This window comes from Actinoplanes nipponensis, assembly GCF_016862275.1.
GTDB lineage: Bacteria > Actinomycetota > Actinomycetes > Mycobacteriales > Micromonosporaceae > Actinoplanes > Actinoplanes nipponensis.
Window position 1 is genome coordinate 1 of sequence record NZ_BOMQ01000002.1, and the last position, 18,490, is coordinate 18,490.

17 protein-coding genes are annotated in these 18,490 nt (G+C 74.0%); 10 read left to right on the forward strand and 7 right to left on the reverse strand.

The window, feature by feature from the left end; genetic code table 11:
• Positions 1-544 precede the first annotated feature (544 nt).
• Positions 545-1,612, reverse strand: coding sequence for a polyprenyl synthetase family protein (locus Ani05nite_RS00100; RefSeq protein WP_203762436.1), 1,068 nt, complete (start codon positions 1,610-1,612; stop codon positions 545-547).
• Between the two features lie 52 nt (positions 1,613-1,664).
• On the opposite strand from Ani05nite_RS00100, the gene metF reads away from it, so the two are divergent.
• The 3 genes from metF (at position 1,665) to Ani05nite_RS00115 (ending at position 3,891) form a co-directional block, all read left to right on the forward strand.
• The gene (metF, locus tag Ani05nite_RS00105) at positions 1,665-2,579 is read left to right on the forward strand and encodes a methylenetetrahydrofolate reductase [NAD(P)H] (protein ID WP_203762439.1); all 915 of its coding nucleotides are present in this window, start codon (positions 1,665-1,667) and stop codon (positions 2,577-2,579) included.
• Complete coding sequence (locus Ani05nite_RS00110) at positions 2,576-3,244, forward strand: CDP-alcohol phosphatidyltransferase family protein (RefSeq protein ID WP_203762442.1); 669 nt, start codon at positions 2,576-2,578, stop codon at positions 3,242-3,244. Before metF ends, Ani05nite_RS00110 begins: the two co-directional genes overlap by 4 nt.
• Positions 3,245-3,447: 203 nt before the next feature.
• Positions 3,448-3,891: an HNH endonuclease gene (locus Ani05nite_RS00115; protein WP_203762445.1), complete on the forward strand. Its 444-nt coding sequence runs from the start codon at positions 3,448-3,450 to the stop codon at positions 3,889-3,891.
• Between the two features lie 44 nt (positions 3,892-3,935).
• Here the strand turns inward: Ani05nite_RS00115 and Ani05nite_RS00120 are convergent, their stop codons facing one another.
• The gene (locus Ani05nite_RS00120; protein WP_203762447.1) at positions 3,936-5,147 is read right to left on the reverse strand and encodes an exonuclease domain-containing protein; all 1,212 of its coding nucleotides are present in this window, start codon (positions 5,145-5,147) and stop codon (positions 3,936-3,938) included.
• A 255-nt stretch (positions 5,148-5,402) separates the two neighbouring features.
• Between Ani05nite_RS00120 and Ani05nite_RS00125 the strand changes: the two genes are divergently transcribed.
• The 3 genes from Ani05nite_RS00125 (at position 5,403) to Ani05nite_RS00135 (ending at position 8,087) form a co-directional block, all read left to right on the forward strand.
• Entirely contained in the window at positions 5,403-5,879 is a 477-nt protein-coding gene (locus tag Ani05nite_RS00125; protein ID WP_203762449.1) for a hypothetical protein, read from the forward strand.
• 71 nt (positions 5,880-5,950) lie between these two features.
• On the forward strand, positions 5,951-7,141 hold the full coding sequence (locus Ani05nite_RS00130) for an MFS transporter (RefSeq protein WP_203762451.1): 1,191 nt from the start codon (positions 5,951-5,953) through the stop codon (positions 7,139-7,141).
• Positions 7,142-7,274: 133 nt separating this feature from the next.
• Entirely contained in the window at positions 7,275-8,087 is an 813-nt protein-coding gene (locus Ani05nite_RS00135) for an LPXTG cell wall anchor domain-containing protein (RefSeq protein WP_203762453.1), read from the forward strand.
• Between the two features lie 63 nt (positions 8,088-8,150).
• Here Ani05nite_RS00135 and Ani05nite_RS00140 read toward each other — a convergent pair whose 3' ends face one another.
• Entirely contained in the window at positions 8,151-9,173 is a 1,023-nt protein-coding gene (locus tag Ani05nite_RS00140; protein WP_203762455.1) for a hypothetical protein, read from the reverse strand.
• 211 nt (positions 9,174-9,384) lie between these two features.
• On the opposite strand from Ani05nite_RS00140, the gene Ani05nite_RS00145 reads away from it, so the two are divergent.
• Both Ani05nite_RS00145 and Ani05nite_RS00150 read left to right on the forward strand, forming a co-directional pair.
• Positions 9,385-9,549 (forward strand): hypothetical protein, encoded by a 165-nt coding sequence (locus Ani05nite_RS00145; RefSeq protein ID WP_203762457.1) that lies wholly within the window; start codon positions 9,385-9,387, stop codon positions 9,547-9,549.
• A complete protein-coding gene (locus Ani05nite_RS00150; RefSeq protein WP_203762460.1) occupies positions 9,549-11,081 on the forward strand; it encodes a glycosyltransferase family 2 protein in 1,533 nt (510 codons plus the stop codon). Before Ani05nite_RS00145 ends, Ani05nite_RS00150 begins: the two co-directional genes overlap by 1 nt.
• Positions 11,082-11,132: 51 nt before the next feature.
• Here the strand turns inward: Ani05nite_RS00150 and Ani05nite_RS00155 are convergent, their stop codons facing one another.
• The 4 genes from Ani05nite_RS00155 to Ani05nite_RS00170 are packed head-to-tail and all read right to left on the reverse strand — an operon-like array spanning position 11,133 to position 14,351.
• Positions 11,133-11,726 (reverse strand): cadmium resistance transporter, encoded by a 594-nt coding sequence (locus tag Ani05nite_RS00155; RefSeq protein WP_203762463.1) that lies wholly within the window; start codon positions 11,724-11,726, stop codon positions 11,133-11,135.
• A gap of 2 nt (positions 11,727-11,728) precedes the next feature.
• A complete protein-coding gene (locus Ani05nite_RS00160) occupies positions 11,729-12,379 on the reverse strand; it encodes a nucleoside/nucleotide kinase family protein (RefSeq protein ID WP_239129031.1) in 651 nt (216 codons plus the stop codon).
• Positions 12,376-13,035 (reverse strand): response regulator, encoded by a 660-nt coding sequence (locus Ani05nite_RS00165; protein ID WP_203762466.1) that lies wholly within the window; start codon positions 13,033-13,035, stop codon positions 12,376-12,378. The genes Ani05nite_RS00160 and Ani05nite_RS00165 overlap by 4 nt, the downstream gene beginning before the upstream one ends.
• Positions 13,032-14,351 carry a sensor histidine kinase gene (locus Ani05nite_RS00170; RefSeq protein WP_239129032.1) on the reverse strand — a complete coding sequence of 440 codons (1,320 nt, stop codon included), beginning with the start codon at positions 14,349-14,351 and terminating at the stop codon, positions 13,032-13,034. The genes Ani05nite_RS00165 and Ani05nite_RS00170 overlap by 4 nt, the downstream gene beginning before the upstream one ends.
• A gap of 203 nt (positions 14,352-14,554) precedes the next feature.
• Here Ani05nite_RS00170 and Ani05nite_RS00175 point away from each other — a divergent pair, with 203 nt between their 5' ends.
• Together Ani05nite_RS00175 and Ani05nite_RS00180 are read left to right on the forward strand one after the other, a co-directional pair.
• Positions 14,555-15,244: an ABC transporter ATP-binding protein gene (locus Ani05nite_RS00175; RefSeq protein ID WP_203762468.1), complete on the forward strand. Its 690-nt coding sequence runs from the start codon at positions 14,555-14,557 to the stop codon at positions 15,242-15,244.
• Complete coding sequence (locus Ani05nite_RS00180; RefSeq protein ID WP_203762470.1) at positions 15,241-17,610, forward strand: ABC transporter permease; 2,370 nt, start codon at positions 15,241-15,243, stop codon at positions 17,608-17,610. Before Ani05nite_RS00175 ends, Ani05nite_RS00180 begins: the two co-directional genes overlap by 4 nt.
• Positions 17,611-18,490 lie beyond the last annotated feature (880 nt).

Genomic DNA, 18,490 nt, shown 5'->3' on the forward strand with positions numbered 1-18,490 from the left:
CTCACTGGCCCCCCATTCGGCTGCTCGTCGGTGCAGATCTTGAGGAGCGTGGGCGGCTTCCTTGGCCCAAGTGCTTCAAGATCCAGCGAGAAGGGGCATCGAAGGCGTGCCGGCCCGGCAACGGCGCGGAAGTTCTGAGCCGGCCGTAAGGCGGCGCGGCGTGGGACAAGAGGGCCGAGCCAGGCAGACCGGACGGCCGGGGCCGAAAGGCCAGGTGGGACGGAACGCTGTACGCAGCGGGACGGCTATGCGCGGCGGGGCGACCGCGTGAGTGGGAGCGGCGGCTGGGCGGTAAGGCGAGCGGGCCAGGGCGATAAGTCGCGGCGGGGCGCGGCGGGACAGCGGGGGCGCGAAGGCAGGACGGAGCGACAAAGCAAGGCAGGCGAAGAAACCGCCCGCGCAAAAGCCAGCCGAGCCGGTCGCCCGCCCACCCCACGAGGCGGCCGGCCGAGACGCCATCCGTCGTGAGGGCAACGGGTCGGCTAAGGACCTCGCGTGCGGCGGGAGCGACGGTCAGCGCCATGCACCGCAATTCAATCGCGAATCACACCTGCCGCCGGGTGGCCGCGTGGGCCAGCTCGAGCAGCACCCCCCGCGCCTCCCCCTCGACCTCCGCCGCCCCCAGCGCCCCCAGCGCCGTAGTCGTCAGCTCCGTGATCCGCTCCTCGGTCCGGGCCAGCGCCCCGCTGTCGCGGATCAGCGCCCGCAGCCGCTCGATCCCGGCATCGTCCAGCGCCGGATCGCCCAGTCGGGTGGTCAGTTCCGCGCGTTCGTCCGCGCCGAGCGCCGCGTGGGCCGCCGCCACCAGGTACGTCCGCTTGCCCTCGCGGAGGTCGTCGCCGGCCGGTTTGCCGGTCTGCGTCGGGTCGCCGAACACGCCCAGCACGTCGTCGCGCAGCTGGAACGCCTCGCCCAGCGGCAGCCCGTAGGCCGAGTACGCCCGCAGCAGCGACGCCGGCGCCCCGGCCAGCGTGGCGCCGAGCAGCAGCGGCCGTTCGACCGTGTACTTGGCCGATTTGTAGCGGGCCACCTTGCTCGCCCGGGCCGTCGACATGTCGTCGGTCACCACCGTGAGCACGTCCAGATACTGGCCCGCGGTCACTTCCGTGCGCATCTCGTCGAAGACCGGCCGGGCGCGGGCCAGGTCGGCCGGTTCGACGCCGGAGGTGTGCAGCAGTTCGTCGGACCAGACCAGGGCCAGGTCGCCGAGCAGCACCGCCGCGCTGTCGCCGAAGGCCTCGCCGGAGCCGCCCCAGCCGGCCGCCGCGTGCCGGGCCGCGAACCGGCGGTGCATCGCCGGCTCGCCGCGCCGGGTGTCCGAGCGGTCCATCAGATCGTCGTGGATCAGCGCGCTGGCCTGCACCAGTTCCAGGGCCGCCACGGCCGCGACCACCTGCTCCGAGTCGCTTCCGCCGGCGCCGCGGTAGCCCCAGTAGGCGAAGGCCGGCCGCAGCCGTTTGCCGCCGAGCAGCACGAAGTCGTCGAGGGCGTCGGCGATGTCGGCGAGCACCTCGTCGATCGCGAGCAGCCGGGACCGCTGGGTGGTGAGGAACGCCGCGAGGGCCTTGTCGACGCGCGGTCGCAGACCGGCGCGTTCAAGCGGGGAGGTCACGGGGCCAACCTAGCGGGTCTCGGCGGCTCCGCCAGCCGGTAGAGTCTGCGGTGTGTCTCTCGGACTTCCCTCCCGGCTCCCGACGTCTCCGGCGATCGGCGAGCTCATCCGTCGTCCGGAACCCACCTTCTCGTTCGAGTTCATGCCGCCCAAGACGCGCGACGGCGAGCGGCTGCTCTGGCAGACCATCCGCGAGCTGGAGACGCTGCGGCCCGATTTCGTCTCGATCACCTACGGCGCCGGCGGCACCACCCGGGACACCACCGTCGCGGTGACCGAGCGTGTCGCCACCGAGACGACGCTGCTGCCCATGGCCCACCTCACCGCGGTCAACCATTCCGTCGCCGAGCTGCGCAACGTCATCGGCCGGCTGGCCGGCGCCGGCATCCGCAACGTGCTGGCGGTCCGGGGCGACCCGCCCGGCGACCCGATGGGCGAGTGGGTGCGCCACCCCGACGGCGTGCTGTACGCCGAGGACCTGGTGCGGCTGCTGCGCGAGTCCGGCGACTTCAGCGTCGGGGTCGCCGCGTTCCCGTACAAGCATCCCCGCTCGGCCGACATCGAGGGCGACACCCGCAACTTCATCCGCAAGTGCCGCGCGGGCGCCGATTTCGCGATCACGCAGATGTTCTTCGAGGCCGACGAGTATCTGCGGCTGCGTGACCGGGTGGCCGCGGCCGGCTGTGACACGCCCATCGTGCCGGGCGTGATGCCGGTGCTGCGGATGGCGACCATCGCGCGGGCCGCGCAGCTGTCCGGTGCGCCGTTCCCGCCCGCCCTGCTGGCCCGCTTCGAGCGGATCGCCGGCGACGACGCGGCGGTGCGCGCGCTCGGCATCGACCTGTGCAGCGAGATGTGCCAGCGGCTGCTCGACGAGGGCGTGCCGGGCATCCACTTCATCACGATGAACCGATCCACGGCGACCCGCGAGGTGTGGCAGCACCTCGCCGCCAACGTCCCGGCTTGACCTGGCAGGAGTACGCGGCGGCCTGGTCCCGGCTGCACGGCGGTTTCGATCCCGAGGGCGCGGCTCCGGTCGTGCGCGGCTGGATCCGGCTGGCGTACCGGGGCGGCAGCCTGCTCGGCCGGCTGCGGGTCGGCCCCACCACCGTCACCGCCGCCGGGCTGCTGCTCTGCCTCGCGGTGCCGTTCGTCGCGCTGCTCGGCCGCCCGGGCCTGCTGCTCGGCGCCCTGCTGGTGCTGCTGGCCGGGGTCGCCGACGCGCTGGACGGGGCGGTGGCCGTGGTGACCGGCCGGGCCAGCCGGCTCGGCTTCCTCTACGACTCGGTCGCCGACCGGGTCGGCGAGCTGGCCTGGCTGGCCGCCTTCTGGGTGGCCGGCACGCCCGGCTGGCTGGCGGCGGCCGGCGCGGCGGTGAGCTGGCTGCACGAGTACGTGCGGGCCCGCGCGGCGGCCGGCGGCATGGACGGGCTGGGCATCGTGACGCTGGGGGAACGCCCGACGCGGGTCTCGGTGGCGATCAGCGGCCTGCTCGTCGGCGGTCTCGCCGGCCTGCTGCACCCCGGCTGGGAGATGACGGTGGTGCTGGTCGCCGCGGTCGCCTGGCTGGCCCTGGGCGTTATCGGCCTGGCCCAGCTGCTCGTCGCGGTACGCCGCGAGCTGTCCGCCTGACGATCTTTATTCGGTTGTCCACGGTGGCGGCCGCGCCCTACCTTTTCCCCGGAACCAGAAGGAGAACACGTGCCGACTCACCCCCACGAGAGCAGGGCCGACCGCCCCGGCTGACGCGCGCCCGCGTCCGTCGGCGGCCGCTCGTCCCCGGGTCCGGGGCGGGCGGTTTTTTCGTGGCCGAGACACAGGGGAGGTGACCCGCGATGAGCGTGGTCCTCGTACTCAACGCCGACTTCGGGCCGCTGCACCGGGTCAGCGTCCGGCACGCCATCCGCATGCTGTTCCGCGAGGTGGCGGTGGTCGAGGAGGCGCGGCCCGACGCGCGCATGGGCGTCTTCCCGGTCCCGACCGTCGTGCGCCTGGTCAGCTACGTCGTGACCCGCTGGCGGCACGGCCGCGGCCCGGGCTGGTCCCGCGCGGGCGTGCTCGCCCGGGACGGCCGGCGCTGCGCCTACTGCGGTGGCGGAGCCTCCACCGTCGACCACGTCCTGCCGCGTTCGCGCGGCGGCGGCAACACCTGGCTCAACACCGTCGCGGCCTGCGGGCGCTGCAACCAGCGCAAGGGCGACCGCACGCCGGCGGAGGCGCGGATGCCGCTGCGCTGGGCGCCGTCGGCGCCCGGCTGGGCGGCGACGGTCGCGCCCTGATGACGACGGCCGGCGGGTCCACACGGGGGTCCGCCGGTCGTCCATCAGACGGGTTGCAGCAGCGTGGCCAGCATCGTCCGGTAGGCCCGCGGGTGCACGATCGGGATGCCGTACTGGCGGGCCTTGCGGGCCGGGCCGGATGTCGAGCCGGGGTCGGCGGCGACGAGCAGGCGGGTTCGCTTGGTGACGGCCTCGCCGACCTCGATCCCCGCGGCGTCGGCGCCGGCCTGCCACTCCTCGTGGTCCGGGGTCGCCGGGCCGCCGAACACCACCACGTCCCCGCGCCGCAACTGCCAGAACTGCCGTACCGGGCGGGCGCCGGTGGCGTCGGCCAGCGCCGTGCCGACGGCCGCCGGCGGCAGCCCGAGGAGGGCGGCGACGCTGTCCACGTCGTGCCGTTCGGCGGCGGTGAGGGGGCCATCGGCGAGCGCGACCGTGGCGAGGCCGGTCAGGTACCGCCGGTGCAGGCACCGCACGTCGGCCCGGCCCAGCCCGAGGCACTCCGCGACCGCGACGAGGCCGTCCGCCTCGCCCGCCGTGATGTGCCGGTCGAGCAGCGCGTGGTCGAGCACGTCGAGGTAGGCGTCGGCGCGGGGTTCCCGCTGGCGGGGGAGGCGGTCGGTGAGCCGGGTGAGGAAGCGCGGCTCGCGGACGCCGGACGCCCGGCGCCGTACCGGGACGACGGAGCCGATGGGCAGGTCCGGCCAGGGCAGCGACCGGGACGCGCCGAGCACGGGCGCCCACGGCGGGGGCGCGCCGGTGATCGTCAGGTAGTGGGCGAGGAGGTCCGCGGCGGCGTGGGCGTCGTGCAGCGCCGAGTGGGCCCGGTGGTCCGGCAGCCCCGCCGCGCGCCGGCAGTCGAGCAGGCTGCGGCCGGCGCTGGGCAGGAAGTGCGGGGCGAGCTGCATCGTGCACAGGCCGTACCGCGCGGCGACGGGCACCGGGTGACCCAGGCGGCGGAACTCGGCTTCCAGGAACAGCGCGTCGAACGTGAGGTTGTGCGCGACCAGCGTGCGTCCTCTCAGGAGGGCGCAGATCTCGCCGGCGAGCTGGGCGAAGGCCGGGGCCCGGTCGGCCTCGGCCGCGGTAATGCCGTGCAACTGCTGCGGTCCCGGGTCGCGCTCGGGATTGATCAGCGAGCACCATTCGTCCTGGACCCGGCCGTGGTCGTCGAGGCGGACGACGGCGATCTCGATGATCCGGTCGTGCCAGCCCGCCCGCAGGCCGGTGGTCTCCACGTCGATGACCGCATACATGGATGCTCCTCCGCGCCGTTCGTCCTGATTGCCCTGAGCCGTCCGGCTCGGGGCATGACGCTAACAACGCTGTGGAGCCGGCGGACTCCGCTGCGTGGGGGGTCTTCCTCGGCTGGAGCCCGCCCGGGAGAAGACGACACGCTGAGTTCCGAAGTCGCCAGGAAACCGGATCATCCGGTACAAGATGATCCGCGTTACCTCTGAAAGCTGAGCGGCGCCCCACCGGCGAACAGGGCGTCAACGTATCGTTGACAGGTGGCGGAGACGGAGCTCGGGCGCCTGGCGGAGATCGCGGCGGCGCGGGCGGGGCTGGACGCGCGCGAGCTCGAGCTGATCGACCGGGCCCGGCAGGCCGGCGCCACCTGGGGCCAGGTCGCCGGCGCGCTGGGCCTGGCCAGCCGCCAGGCCGCGGAGCAGCGCCGGCAGCGGCTGGTGGCGGCGGCCCGGTCCCGCCGCCACGTTCAGGATCTCCGGTACGCCCCGGCCATCGTCACCCTCCGAGCGGCGGTCGACGACCTGCACCGCAGCATCGCCGCCGACCGCCGCTGGCCGGCCCGTTTCCCCCGCGCGGCCCTGGTGCGGGCAACCGTGCAGGCGGCTTTGGACGCGCCCCCCGGCGGCCTCTACGCGCTGGCCGTCCAGGCCGACGAGGACCTCGTTACCGCGCCCGTCCCCGGCTACGTGCGGGTGGCCGCCGCCGCCCTGCACCGAGCCCTGTCAATGGATTGTTGACGGCTGTCTGAAGGCTTGAGCCACTGCCGCTCACCCATTGAGGATGTGCTTCTCGATGCGAGGGAGGTGGCATGCGCCGCAACGCCGTGCTCTTCGTGGCGATCTCCGTGCTGTCCGGCTTCGGCAGCACCGCGATGTCGCTGGTGGCGGGCATCTGGATCCTGGACCTGACCGGCTCGGCGAGCCGCGCGGCGCTGGCCGGCCTCTGCGTCTACGCGCCCCAGCTGATCGGCCCCTGGCTGGGCGGCCTGCTCGACCGCGTGCCCCGCCGCCCGCTGCTGATCGCCACCAACCTGGTGCTGGCCGCCGTCCTGCTGAGCCTGCTCACCGTCCACAGCCCGGCCCGGACCTGGCTGATCTTCGCCGTCGCCCTCGCGTACGGGATCAGCTACGTCCTGCTCGACGCGGGCGAGTCCGCGCTGCTGCCGGCGGCCCTGCCCGCAAACGGCCTCGGCGACGTCAACGGCTGGCGTTCCAGCGCCCAGGAGGGCATGAAGCTCGTCGCCCCGCTCGCCGGGGCCGGCCTCTACGCGTGGCACGGCGGCCCCGCGGTCGCCGTGCTCAGCGCCGCGATGCCCGTGGTGGTCGCGGTCCTCTACGCGGCCCTGCGCCTGACCGCCCCGCCGGCGACCGGGCCGGGGGCCCGCCCCGGGCGCAGCCTGCGAGCGGGTCTCGCCGCGCTGGCCGGCGAGCGCGTGCTGCGGGTGACCGTCTGGCTGGCCGCCCTGTCGATTGCCGTGTCCGGCTTCGCCACCGCCGCCCAGTACGAGGTCGTCACGGGCGAGCTGGGCCTGGCCGCGACGTTCCTGGGCGTGCTGCTCAGCGCCCAGGGCGCCGGCTCCATCGCGGGCGGGCTGGTCGTGGGCCGGCTGCTCGCGGGGCCGGGCGGGCCGGCCGTCGGCGTTATCGGGACGGCGTTGTTCGCGGCCGGCCTGGTGGCGCGGTGCCTGCCCTGGTGGCCGGCGCTGGTGGCGGGCGCGGTCATCGGTGGGGTCGGCCTGCCCTGGACCCTGGTCGCCGCGGTGACCGCCGTGCAGACCCGGACGCCGCCGGAACTGCTGGGCCGGGTCGCCGCCACGGCCAACACGGTCATGTTCGCCCCGACCGCTCTGGCCATCCCGCTGGGCGCCGCGGCGGTCCACGTGGGAGCCCGCCCGACCCTGCTGGCCGGCGCCGCCGTGTGCCTGGGGGCGGCCGGGGTGGCCGTCCGGAGCTCCCGGCGCGGCGAGCCGTCCGTGGCAAGTGTGCACATTGGCGGTTAACCGGCCGTTTGCTGGAGATGTCGCGACCGATGACTGCGGTCAGCCTGGTCGGACCGTTCGGCCGATCCGGTGCGGTGTGACCGGTGTGAATCATGTGGCGTCCCCCCGACGCCACTCCTCGGAGCACGCATTCATGCAGATCAACCGGTACTTCCGCGCCGCGACGGCCGCGGCCCTCGGCGGCTGCGCCTCGCTCGCCTGCGCCGCCGCGGCGTTCGCCGTACCCGCCGTGCCGCCCGCGGCGGGCGTGCCCATCAACCCGGGCAACGTTCCCACGACCGCCGCCGACTACGAACACGAGTGCAGCGGCAACCTGGGCGGCGGCCCGTACCCGGGCAAGGACGTCTGGGTCTTCAACCTGCCCGGCAATGCCGACAAGACGGGCGTCTTCACCGCCATCACGGCGACGTTCGACACCGATGGGGACGGTGCCGGCGACAAGTCCGTGGTCATCGAGGCCGGCGCCGAGGCCGGCGCCGAGGACGGCGACGACATCGTGTTCGTGGGCCACAGCAAGGCGTACGTGGTCACCACCGCCGGCTGGACGCTGGTCGGCGCGACGGCCACGATCACCGGCCGGGCCGACCAGTTCGTGCTCACCCACACCTGCGCGGCGACAGGCACCCCGCCCACCACCACCGCGCCGCCCACCACCACGGCGCCGCCCACCACGACCGCCCCGCCCACCACCACGGCGCCGCCGACGACCACTCCGCCCACGGAGACCACGCCGACGCCGACGGACGACACCGCGACCGGCGACAGCACCCCGACGCCGACCGGCACGCCCACGGAGTCGCTCACCCCGGTCGCGGAGACCGGGACCGGCGGCGGTGGCCTGCCGCTGACCGGCGCCGCCGCCGGCAGCATCGCCGCCCTGGGCGTGGCCCTGGTCGGGGGTGGCGCGACCCTGCTGCTGCGCCGCCGGCGCCGGTTCGTGGCCTGATCCGCTGCCCGATCACCCGCACCACCGCCGGCCCGCCTCGAGCGCTCGAGGCGGGCCGGCGTGCTACCGCCCCGGCGGGTTGATCAGGCCGTAGTCGAGGGTCCGCGGCGGATTCCCCTCCGCCTTGACGATGTTGTAGCCGAAATACGTCGTGCCGATGACGGCCGGGTACCGCGAGCAATAGAAATGCGTGGTCGCGCGCAGGGCCGCGCGTTTAACCGTGACGTCCGCCACCAATCCCGCGGTCTGGTCGGGCATCGCATTCTGGGCGGCCAGCGTCTGGAATCCGTATTCCACAATCAGCGGCGCGCCGGGGTGCGCGGCCACCGCCCGGTCCGCCACCGCGCGCAGCCGGGGCGCGTCGATCAATTCGTCGGGGCCGCTGCCGGCCTGCGCCACCCGGGCGCCCGGATAGCTGTAGCTGGTCAGCACGTAGCCGTCGGCGCCGCTGTCGCGATAGGACGGCACCCGGTAGGACCCGTCCCAGCCGTAGAACAGGCCGAGGAAGATCGGGGCCCCGCCGGCGTGCGGGCGGACCAGGCCGACCAGGGTCCTGGCGTACGCGACCTGGCGCGCCACCGACAGCGGCGAGTTGACCCCGCCGAGCCGGGCCTGCACCCGCGGGTCGTCCACCGGCATGTTCAGCGCCAGGTAGGCCACCGGCCGTCCCCGGGCCCGGTCGAGCAGCTCACGGTGCCGGGCCAGCACCTGCGCGGCGTCCTCGGGACGGAACGCGAACGTCGCCGGGTCGTACGCCTCCAGCCGCACCACCGCCCGCATGCCCAGCTCGGCCAGCGCCGTGAACAGCGCCTCCAGCCGGGCCCCGGACCACGTCTCCAGGCCGTACACGTTGACCGTGTCGATGCCGTACCCGTCGCGCATCCGCCGCAGATCGCCGGCCGGGTCCGCGGTCGGCGCCCAGGTCGCTCCCTGGATCCACCCGGCCGGCCCGGGGTACGGCGTCAGGGCCGCCGGCGTGCCCGCCGGGCACGCCCGCGCGGGCCGGTCGTCGCCCGCGGACCCGCACCCCGCCAGCGGCAGCGCGGCCAGTGTGAGCGTCAGCACATAGGCCAGTTTGAAGGTCATGCCGCCATTTCCCCGGTGTGGACGAGGCGTTTCCCCGGACCCCCACAATACCCGCTGACCTGCGCCCCGGGACGTAAGGGCGGAGTTCATCAATGGGAAACACGGGCGACCCGCGGCGGCGTGAAACGCCGCCGAACGAACCGTTTTACCCGCTATTCATATTCGCCGTCCAAGGTGGAGCCCGGCAGCAACTTCCAGGGGAGGAACAATCATGTACGACAACTCGGCGTCATTGGCGCTCACCGGCAGCGGCATCACCATTCTCGGCCAGACCGCGAGCCTGACCGCGGTGACCGTGGGCGGCGCGCTGTTCGTCGGCGTCGGCGCGGTCCTGGCCCTCAGCGACCGGCTCAAGCGCCGGCGGGAAGGCTCCTGATGACCAAGTCGCCCCGGCTCTACCTGATCATTCTCGGCGGCTGGTCGGTGCTGCTCGCGGCGCTGCTGGAGACCTCGTTCGGCCAGGTCGCCGCGGCTACCCGGGCCGGCTGGCCGATCGTCGTGCTGGTGGTGGCCAGCACCGCGTTCATCGCGTACTTCTGGCTCAACGGCACGAAGGACGTCGTCTACACGCTGTACTACCACCTGGTCTCGGCCCGGCGCCCCCGGCCGGTGCCGCGCCGGGCCGCGGCGACCGAGCCGCGCGTCCTGCTCGTCTACTGCACCTGCGACGACTTCTCCGCCGACAGCCTGCTGCGCAGCATGCGCCAGGACTACGGCAACTTCGAGGTGGTCATCCTGGACGACTCGGCGAAGCCGGAATACCTGGCCCGGGTCGACGCCTTCAGCGCCGAGCACGGCGTGCGGGTGGTCCGGCGCGCGGACCGCGCCGGCTTCAAGGCCGGCAACCTCAACAACCACCTGGGTACGGCGGCCTACGACTACTTCGTCATCCTGGACAGCGACGAGATCATCCCGCCCGGCTACATCAGCCGCAGCCTGGACTACTTCGCGCACTACCCGAACGCCGGCATCGTGCAGGCCAACCACGTGGCCACCCGCAACCGCAACGCGTTCATGCGGATGTTCTCGATCGGCGTGGACTCGCACTGGATCGCGTACCAGACGGTCAAGGACCGGCACGGGTTCCTGTCGCTGCTCGGGCACGGCGCGATGGTCAGCCGCGAGTGCTACACCGCGGCCGGCGGCTTCCCGCACGTGGTCGCCGAGGACCTGTGCTTCTCGATCGCCGCGCGCGACGCCGGCTACTACACCGTCTTCGCGCCCGACGTGGTGTGCGAGGAGGAGTACCCGGTCGACTACCTGGCCTTCAAGAAGCGCCACTCGAAGTGGACCCAGGGCAACATGGAGTTCATCAAGCGCTACACCGGGGTGATCCTGCGGTCGCGGATGAGCTGGTTCGAGAAGCTCGACATCGTGCTGTTCACCTACAACCTGCCGCTGACCGCGGTGTTCTCGGTGTACGTGGCGATCCACGTGGTGGTGCTGCCGGTGCTCGGCTACCGCATCGACTATCCGCTGTGGATGCTGGCCCCGACGGCGCTGTTCCTGCTGGCGCCGATGCTCAACGACGTGATCTTCCACTTCCGGGCCCTGCCGAAGCTGCGCCTGGCCTGGTACCTGCTGCACACCGTCCTGCTGTACGGTTCGATGCTGTTCATCAGCTTCCGGGCATCGGTCACCTCGGCCTTCGGCAAGTCGGTGTTCGTGGTGACCCCCAAGGAGGACCAGCGGATCACCCTGCGCCAGGCCGTGGTGGCCAACCGGGCCGAGCTCATCTTCGGGGTGCTGCTGACGGCGGTGTCGATCCTCCTGACCGGCAGCGCGCTGCCGGTGCTGCTGATCGCGGTCCCGGCGATCTTCTGCTCCTACCTGGCGCTGAAGCACAACCAGGCCGTCCCGGTGACGGAGCCGGCCGAACCGGAGGCGCGCGAGCCGGTCGCGGCCTGACGACCGGGGGCGGCGCCGGACCCGGCGGGGGTCCGGCGCCGTCGCCGCCGCTCAGAACAGGCGGGTCAGGACGCCCGACCCGAGCAGGATCACCAGGCCGATGGCGATGAAGACCAGCGGCACCAGCCAGTGGCCGTAGCGCCGGACCAGCTCGATGATCCGCCGGTGCGAACCGAGCCAGGACGCCGCCGCGCACCACACCGCGATCAGCACCGCGAAGACCAGCACGGCCACCGCGCTGCCGCCGGCGCCCAGGGTGCGGAACATCGGTGTGTAGACCGCGATGTTGTCGGCGCCGTTGGCCATCGTCACGCCGGCCACCGCGAGGGCGTTGCCGGCCGCCACGGGCGGGTCGTCGCCGTCGCCGCCGGACCGGAACGCCCCGATCAGCCCGCGCACGCCGAGCGCGATCGGGACCAGCCCCAGCAGGCCCACCCACTCGTCCGGCACCAGCGTCAGGCCCAGCGCGGCCAGGGCGGAGACCGCGACGAGCGCGGCGATGCCGGCGTACTGGCCGAGCCAGATGTGCCAGGGTGCGGGGCGTCCGGAGGCGCGGGCCGCGAGGAACAGCACGGTGAGCACGATGAGGTCGTCGACGTTGGTGCCCGCGAAGACACCCGCCGCCGCGAGGACGGTCTGCGGCACACCTACCCCTGTCCGCGGGCGACGATCCGCGGCCCGGCGACGTCGCTGTTGTCGATCACCACGGTAGCCCGCTCCCAGGGCCGGCACGCGGCGAAGTACAGGCGCTGGCCGCCCACGTAGCGGGCCATGTCGGGGTGCCCGGGATCCGGGTCCGTGCCGTCCCGGACCGCCATCCGGGCGGCGGTGACCGCGAACGGCGCGGTCAGGAAGACCGAGAACTCCCAGTACCCGGCGAGCTCGTCGCGGTGCAGGAACAACCCGTCCAGCACCAGCACGGCCCCGGCCGGCGCGACCGACCAGGGCCGGTCCAGGACCTCATCGGTACGGACGTCGTGCACGGCGTCCCGGAACCGGCGGCCGCCACCCGGGCCCAGCGGCGCCAGCACGTTGCTGATCAGCGCCGGATAGTCGTACGAGTCGAGCCAGAAGCCCTCGGGTGACCGCGCTCCCCGCCGGTGCCGCTCGGCGCGTACCCGGTGGAAACCGTCGGCGGAGACGTGCACGACCGGCCGTCCCCGGGAGCGCAGCGCGCCGGCCAGCTCGGCGGCGAACGTGGTCTTGCCGACCCCGTCCACCCCGTCGACCGCGACCCGGACGCCGTCGGCCGCCGGGACCCGGGCGGCGACCTCGGCGATCAGCCGCTCCCGGGTCACGGGCTGACCAGCCCCGTCCGGTACGCGACGACCACGGCCTGGACCCGGTCCCGCAGCCCGAGCTTGGCCAGGATCCGCGCCACGTGGGTCTTCACCGTCGCCTCGGACAGGTGCAGCCGGCCGGCCAGCTCGGCGTTGCTCAGCCCCTGCGCCAGCAGGCCCAGCACCTCCAGCTCGCGCGGGGTCAGCACGCTCAGATCGCGGTGCGCCACGCTGGTCCCGGCGTCGCGGTGGGCGAAGCGCTCCACCAGCCGCCGGGTGATCGCCGGGGCCAGCATCGCGTCGCCGTCGCGGACCAGCCGGACGGCGTTCACCAGGTGCTCGGGGGTGACGTCCTTGAGCAGGAAGCCGCTGGCCCCGGCGGTGAGCGCCGCGTACACGTAGTGGTCGAGGTCGAACGTGGTCAGCATGATGACCCGCGGCGCGTCGCCGGTGCCGGAGAGGATGTGCCGGGTGGCCGCCAGCCCGTCCATCTCGGGCATCCGGATGTCCATCAGCACCACGTCGGGCCGGTGCCGGCGGACCGCGTCGACGGCCTCGGCCCCGGTGGTCGCCTCGGCCACCACGTCGATGCCGTCCGCCGTCAGGATCATCCGGAACCCGGCGCGGACCAGCGCCTGATCGTCGGCCACCAGCACCCGCAACGCCGTGGTCACGTCACCTCCACCGGGATCCGGGCGTGGACGCGGTACCCGCCGCTGAGCCTGGGTCCCGCCTGCAGGACCCCACCGTAGACGGCGAGGCGCTCGCGCAGGCCGATCAGCCCCCGCCCGGTTCCGGTACGGGCCGCGGCGCCCGGCCGGCCGCCGGTGTCGGCGACGTCGACCTCCAGATCGTTCTCGCCGAAGGCCAGGGTCACCCGCACCGACGCGCCGGCCGCGTGCTTGACGATGTTGGTCAGCGCCTCCTGGACCAGCCGGTAGACCGTCAGCTCGATGCCGGGCGGCAGCGGCGTCCGGCGCCCGGTGCGGGTCAGCTCGATCGGCACGCCGGTCTCGCGCATCCGCCGCACCAGCCCGTCCAGCCCGTCCAGGCCCGGCTGCGGCGCCAGGTCGGCGTCGGCCGCCGGCTCCGGGCCCGCGCCCTGCATGGTGAGCAGGCCCATCACGTGCCGCAGCTCGGTCATCGCGGCCCGCCCGCCGGCCTCGACCGCGAGCAGCGCCTCCCGGGCCTGGTCCGGCGCCGCATCCATGATCTTGCGGGCGCCGCCGGCCTGGATCACCATCACGCTGACGTTGTGCGTGACCACGTCGTGCAGCTCCCGGGCGATCCGCGCCCGTTCGTGCTCGGTGGCCCGGCGCACCGCCTCGGCCTGCTCGTGCTCCATCGCCGACATCCGCGCCTGGCCCTCGTCGGCGCGGTGCTTCCACCGGCGCAGGCCGTCGGCCGCCACGGCGATCGGCAGCAGGATCAGGTACGGCACCGCGCTGTCCGACACCGAGCTGGCGTCCGACTGCAGCAGGTTGTGCAGCAGCGCGGCCACCGGCAGGCTGGCCAGCGCGGGCACCCGGTACGGGCTGAAGACCGCGGCGGTGTACCCGGCGATGACACAGGCGAAGAACGACAGCCGCAACGCCGCCGGGTTCTCGCTGACCGCCGTGGCCAGCGCCAGCAGGGTCCACAGCACCCCGAGCGGATACCGGCGCCGGAACACCAGGGGCAGCACCACCAGCAGGAGCAGCACGGTCGTGGGGCCGGCGGACGAGCCGTTCTCCACCGGCAGGAACGGCGGCCAGGCCGGCGCACACGGCGCCGCCGGCACGCCGCCGCCCGGCGGCACCGGGCAGACCACCATCCGGGCCCGTTCCTGGATGCCCTCGTCGCCGGCCCGGATCGCGACCAGAGCCAGGCCGAGCGCCAGGGCGGCATCGAAGGCCCACCCCCGCCGCGACATCCGCGGCAGCGGGCCGGCCGGACGCGTCAGCGCCCGCGCCCCATCCCGCAGCCGGTCCAGCAGCGCGCGTCGGGTCACCGGCCCATTCTCGCCGCCGCGGCCGGGCCGCGGTATCCGTCTCGGGACGGGTACGCGCTACCTCGCCCGCCTACCTCTCGAGGATGACGCCGCCCCGGCTCATCCCGTCGCGGTACCGAAGATGCCTCCCGCTGTCGATGTGGCCGAAGCGGACGCACACCTAGCGTCAACGCCGCCTCACCCGACGAACCGAGGAGACCGCCATGACCGTGCCGTTGATCGAGCTGCGCGCCGTGACCCGCCGCTACGACGACGGACCTCCGGCGTTACGGGACCTGTCGCTGACCGTGCAACCGGGGGAGGCCGTGGCGATTCTCGGCCCGTCCGGCAGCGGCAAGTCCACATTGCTCAACCTCATCGCCGGGCTGGACCGGCCGAGCACCGGCACGGTCACCGTGGCCGGCGTCGCCGTGGACCGGCTGGGCGAGGCCGCGTCGGCCCGGTACCGGCGGGCCCGGATCGGCCTGGTGTTCCAGTTCTTCAACCTGCTCGACGACCTGACCGTCGCCGACAACGTCATGCTGCCGGCCCAGCTCGCCGGCATGCCCCGGGCCGCCGCCCGGCGCCGCGCCGCCGAGCTGCTCGGCGTGCTCGGTGTCGACCGGCACGCCTCGGCGTACCCGGGCCGGCTCTCCGGTGGCGAGCGGCAGCGGGTGGCCGTGGCCCGGGCGCTGATGAACCGGCCGGCGTTGCTGCTGGCCGACGAGCCGACCGGGGCGCTGGACACCGCGGCCGGCGCGGAGGTCCAGCGGCTGCTGACCGAGCTGCACGCCGACGGTCAGACGATCGTGCTGGTCACCCACGACCTGGCGCTGGCCGGGACCTGCGCCACCCGCACCGTGCAGCTGCGCGACGGGCAGATCGCCGCGGACACGACGGCGGCGCTGCGATGAGCACGCTGGGACAGGTGGTCCGCTCCGGCGCGGGCCGCCACCGGGTCCAGACCGTGGTGATCACCCTGGTGGTGACGATCGCGGTGACCTCGGCTGTCCTCGGCGGTTCACTGCTGCTGGCCTCGCGGGCGCCGTTCGACCGCGCCTTCGCCCAGCAGCGCGGCGCCCACCTGATCGCCCAGTTCGACCCCGGCAAGGTCACGCCGGCCCAGCTGGCGGCGTCCGCCGGGGCCGCCGGGATCGCCGCCGCGGCCGGCCCGTTCCCGACCACCCAGATCAGCGTGGGGGAGGGCGGCCACCGGCGGCCCCCGATGACGGTCGCCGGCCGGCCGGACCCGGCCGGCCCGGTCGACCGGGTCACCCTGGTCACCGGCCGCTGGGCGACGGCCCCCGGCGAGCTGGTCGTGGCCGAGGACGGCCGCTTCCGCGGACCGCCGATCAGGATCGGTACGGTGTGGACGGTGGCCGGCCGGCCCGGCAGCCCCGCCGTGACGGTCGTGGGCATCGCCCGGTCGGTCAGCCGGACCGCCGACGCCTGGGCGACACCGGCCCAGGTGACCGCCTGGAGCGGGGACCACGGCCCGGACGGCTACCAGATGCTCTACCGCCTCACCGCCGCCGGCACCGCGGCGCAGGTCGAGGCGGGCCGGACGGCGGTCGCCGCCACCGTGCCGGCCGGCGCCCTCACCGGCGCCGCGTCCTGGCTGGTCACCCGGCTGGACGCCGTGGGCCAGGCGGCGCTGCTGGTGCCGTTCCTGATCGCCTTCGGGGCGCTGGGCGTGGTGATGGCGGTGCTGATCATCGGCAACGTGGTCGCGGGCGCGGTGGGCGCCGGCACCCGCCGGATCGGCATCCTCAAGGCCCTGGGCTTCACGCCGTCGCAGGTGGTGCGGGCGTACCTGGGCCAGGCGCTGCTGCCGGCCGCGGCCGGCGCCGTGCTCGGGGTCATCGCCGGCAACCTGCTGACCTACCCGGTGCTGGCCGAGACCAACCGGCTGTACGGCACCTCCGACAGCGGCGTGACCCCGTGGGTCGACGCGCTGGTGGTCGGCGGCGCGCTCGCCGTGGTGACGCTGACCGCCTGGGCCGCCGCGGCCCGCGCCGGCCGGCTGCGCAGCGTCGACGCGCTTGCCGTCGGCCGTACCCCCCGACCGGGACGCGGACAGTGGGCGGCCCGGCTGGCCGGCCGGATCCCCCTGCCCCGGCCGATGTCCCTCGGCCTGGCCCATCCCTTCGCCCGGCCGCTGCGCTCGGCCGGCATCGTCGCGGCGATCGCGTTCGGCGCCGCCGCGGCGACGTTCGCGGTCGGCCTCGGCACGTCCCTGAGCCTGGTCCAGGAGGCCGAGGACATCGCCGACGTCCAGGTCCACGCGCAGCCGGGACTCGACGCGGGGCCGGGCGCCGGTGGCCCCGGTCCGCGACCGGTGGAAGGACCGGTCGCCTTCACGGACCCGGCCGCGGTCGTCACGGCGATCACCGCGCAGGCCGGGACCCGAGGGTACGTCGGCCAGGCCCGCACCGAGGTGACCGTCGCCGGGATCACCGGCGCGCTCACCACCGTGGCCATGACCGGCCCCGACGGCGCCCGCTACTACCGGATGGTCGCCGGCTCCTGGCTCACCGGGCCCGGCGAGATCGTCGTCAGCACCCCGTTCCTGACCGCCGCCGGCAAGCGGGTCGGCGACACCGTCGTCCTCACCGACCAAGGCACCGACGTCACCGTCCGGATCGTCGGCGAGGCGTTCAACACCGACTACAAGGGCATGCAGATCCTCACCGACCTGGCCACCCTGCACGCCGCCGAGCCGAAACTGGCCCCGGAAACCTTCCTCATCTCCGTACGACCCGGAACGGACCCGGCGACGTACGCGTCGGCGTTGAACACGGCGCTACGGTCCCACGGGGCGGCGGCGGAGCCCGTCAGCCACGGGACCGACGAACTCCTGATCATCATCGACGCCCTGACCGCCCTGCTCAGCGTGCTGCTGACGGTAGTGGCCGGCCTCGGCGTGCTGAACGTGGTCGTCCTGGAGACCCGCGAACGCGTCCACGACCTGGGCGTCCACAAGGCCCTCGGGATGACGCCCCGGCAGACGACCACGATGGTCATCTCCTCGGTGCTGGTCACCGGCCTGATCGGCGGCGCGGTGGGTGCGGCGGTCGGCGTGGCGGTGCAACGTACGGTCCTCGGCGCGATGGGCGCCAGCACCGGGTTCACGCTGCCGTCCTCGGTGGTGAACGTCTACTCGCCGGCGGAACTGCTGCTGTTCGGGCTCGGCGGCGTGGTGATCGCGGTGGGCGGGGCGCTGCTGCCGGCGGGGTGGGCGGCGGGAACCCGGACGGTGACTGCCCTCCGTACCGAGTAGGACAGCACTGTGCACGAGAACCGGTCCGTGCCGGTGGGGGAGTGGTTGTTCAGGGCGGTCCGATTCAGCCGGATACGGGGTACGGGCGGGCGGGGCACGCCTCACCCGCTCGCCCTCCTGCTCGGCGGCTCGCCTTCCTGCTCGGCGGCTCGCCCTCCCGCCCGGCGGCTCGTCCGGCTCGTCTGGCTCGACCGGCTCATCCGGCTCGTCCTCTGACCCACCCGCCGCTTGCCCGCCGCTTGCCCGCCGCTTGCCCGCCCGCTCCTCTGCTCGGATCTTGGAGCGCCCGGGTCGTTCATCGGGCCCTGTCTCCACAAGATCCGGGCAGGGAAGTGTCGTCCTGTGTAGTAGCAGCTCCGCAAGCAGGGCAGAGCACCCGCGCCGAACAGAAGCCGCCGACACAGTGAGGGGCACCGCCGCAATGCAAAAGGTGGCCGCGGGCGATGAGCCCCGTGATCGACAAGGGCGCAAAGACAGCTCGCCCGCCACGCTCGGGCCGGGTCGGCCGAGAGCCGCGTCGACGAGCCCGCAAAACCCATGAACGCGCGCTAATACTCAATAACGGAGATGTCCCCAGTGTCGTTCATCGACCCGAATCGTCAGCCGGGGCGGGCGGATCTTGGGGAGCCGCGGCCGGTTTTCGGGCTCTGGCGCTTCAAGATTCGCCGGGAAGGAGGCTCGAAGGCGTGACGGCCCAACGAGGAACCGCCCGGATGCTGGACGCGGGCAAAGGAGCGCCTGGGGCGCAACGCCGAGCGAGTCGCAGACGCTGGGCGGCACAAACGCTGGTGGGACGCAAACGCGGCGCTGGGCGCAAGGGTGACTGGGGGCGCAAACCAAAGGGGTGCAGGGGGTGGCTGGAGGTCGAAACAAGGGGCGA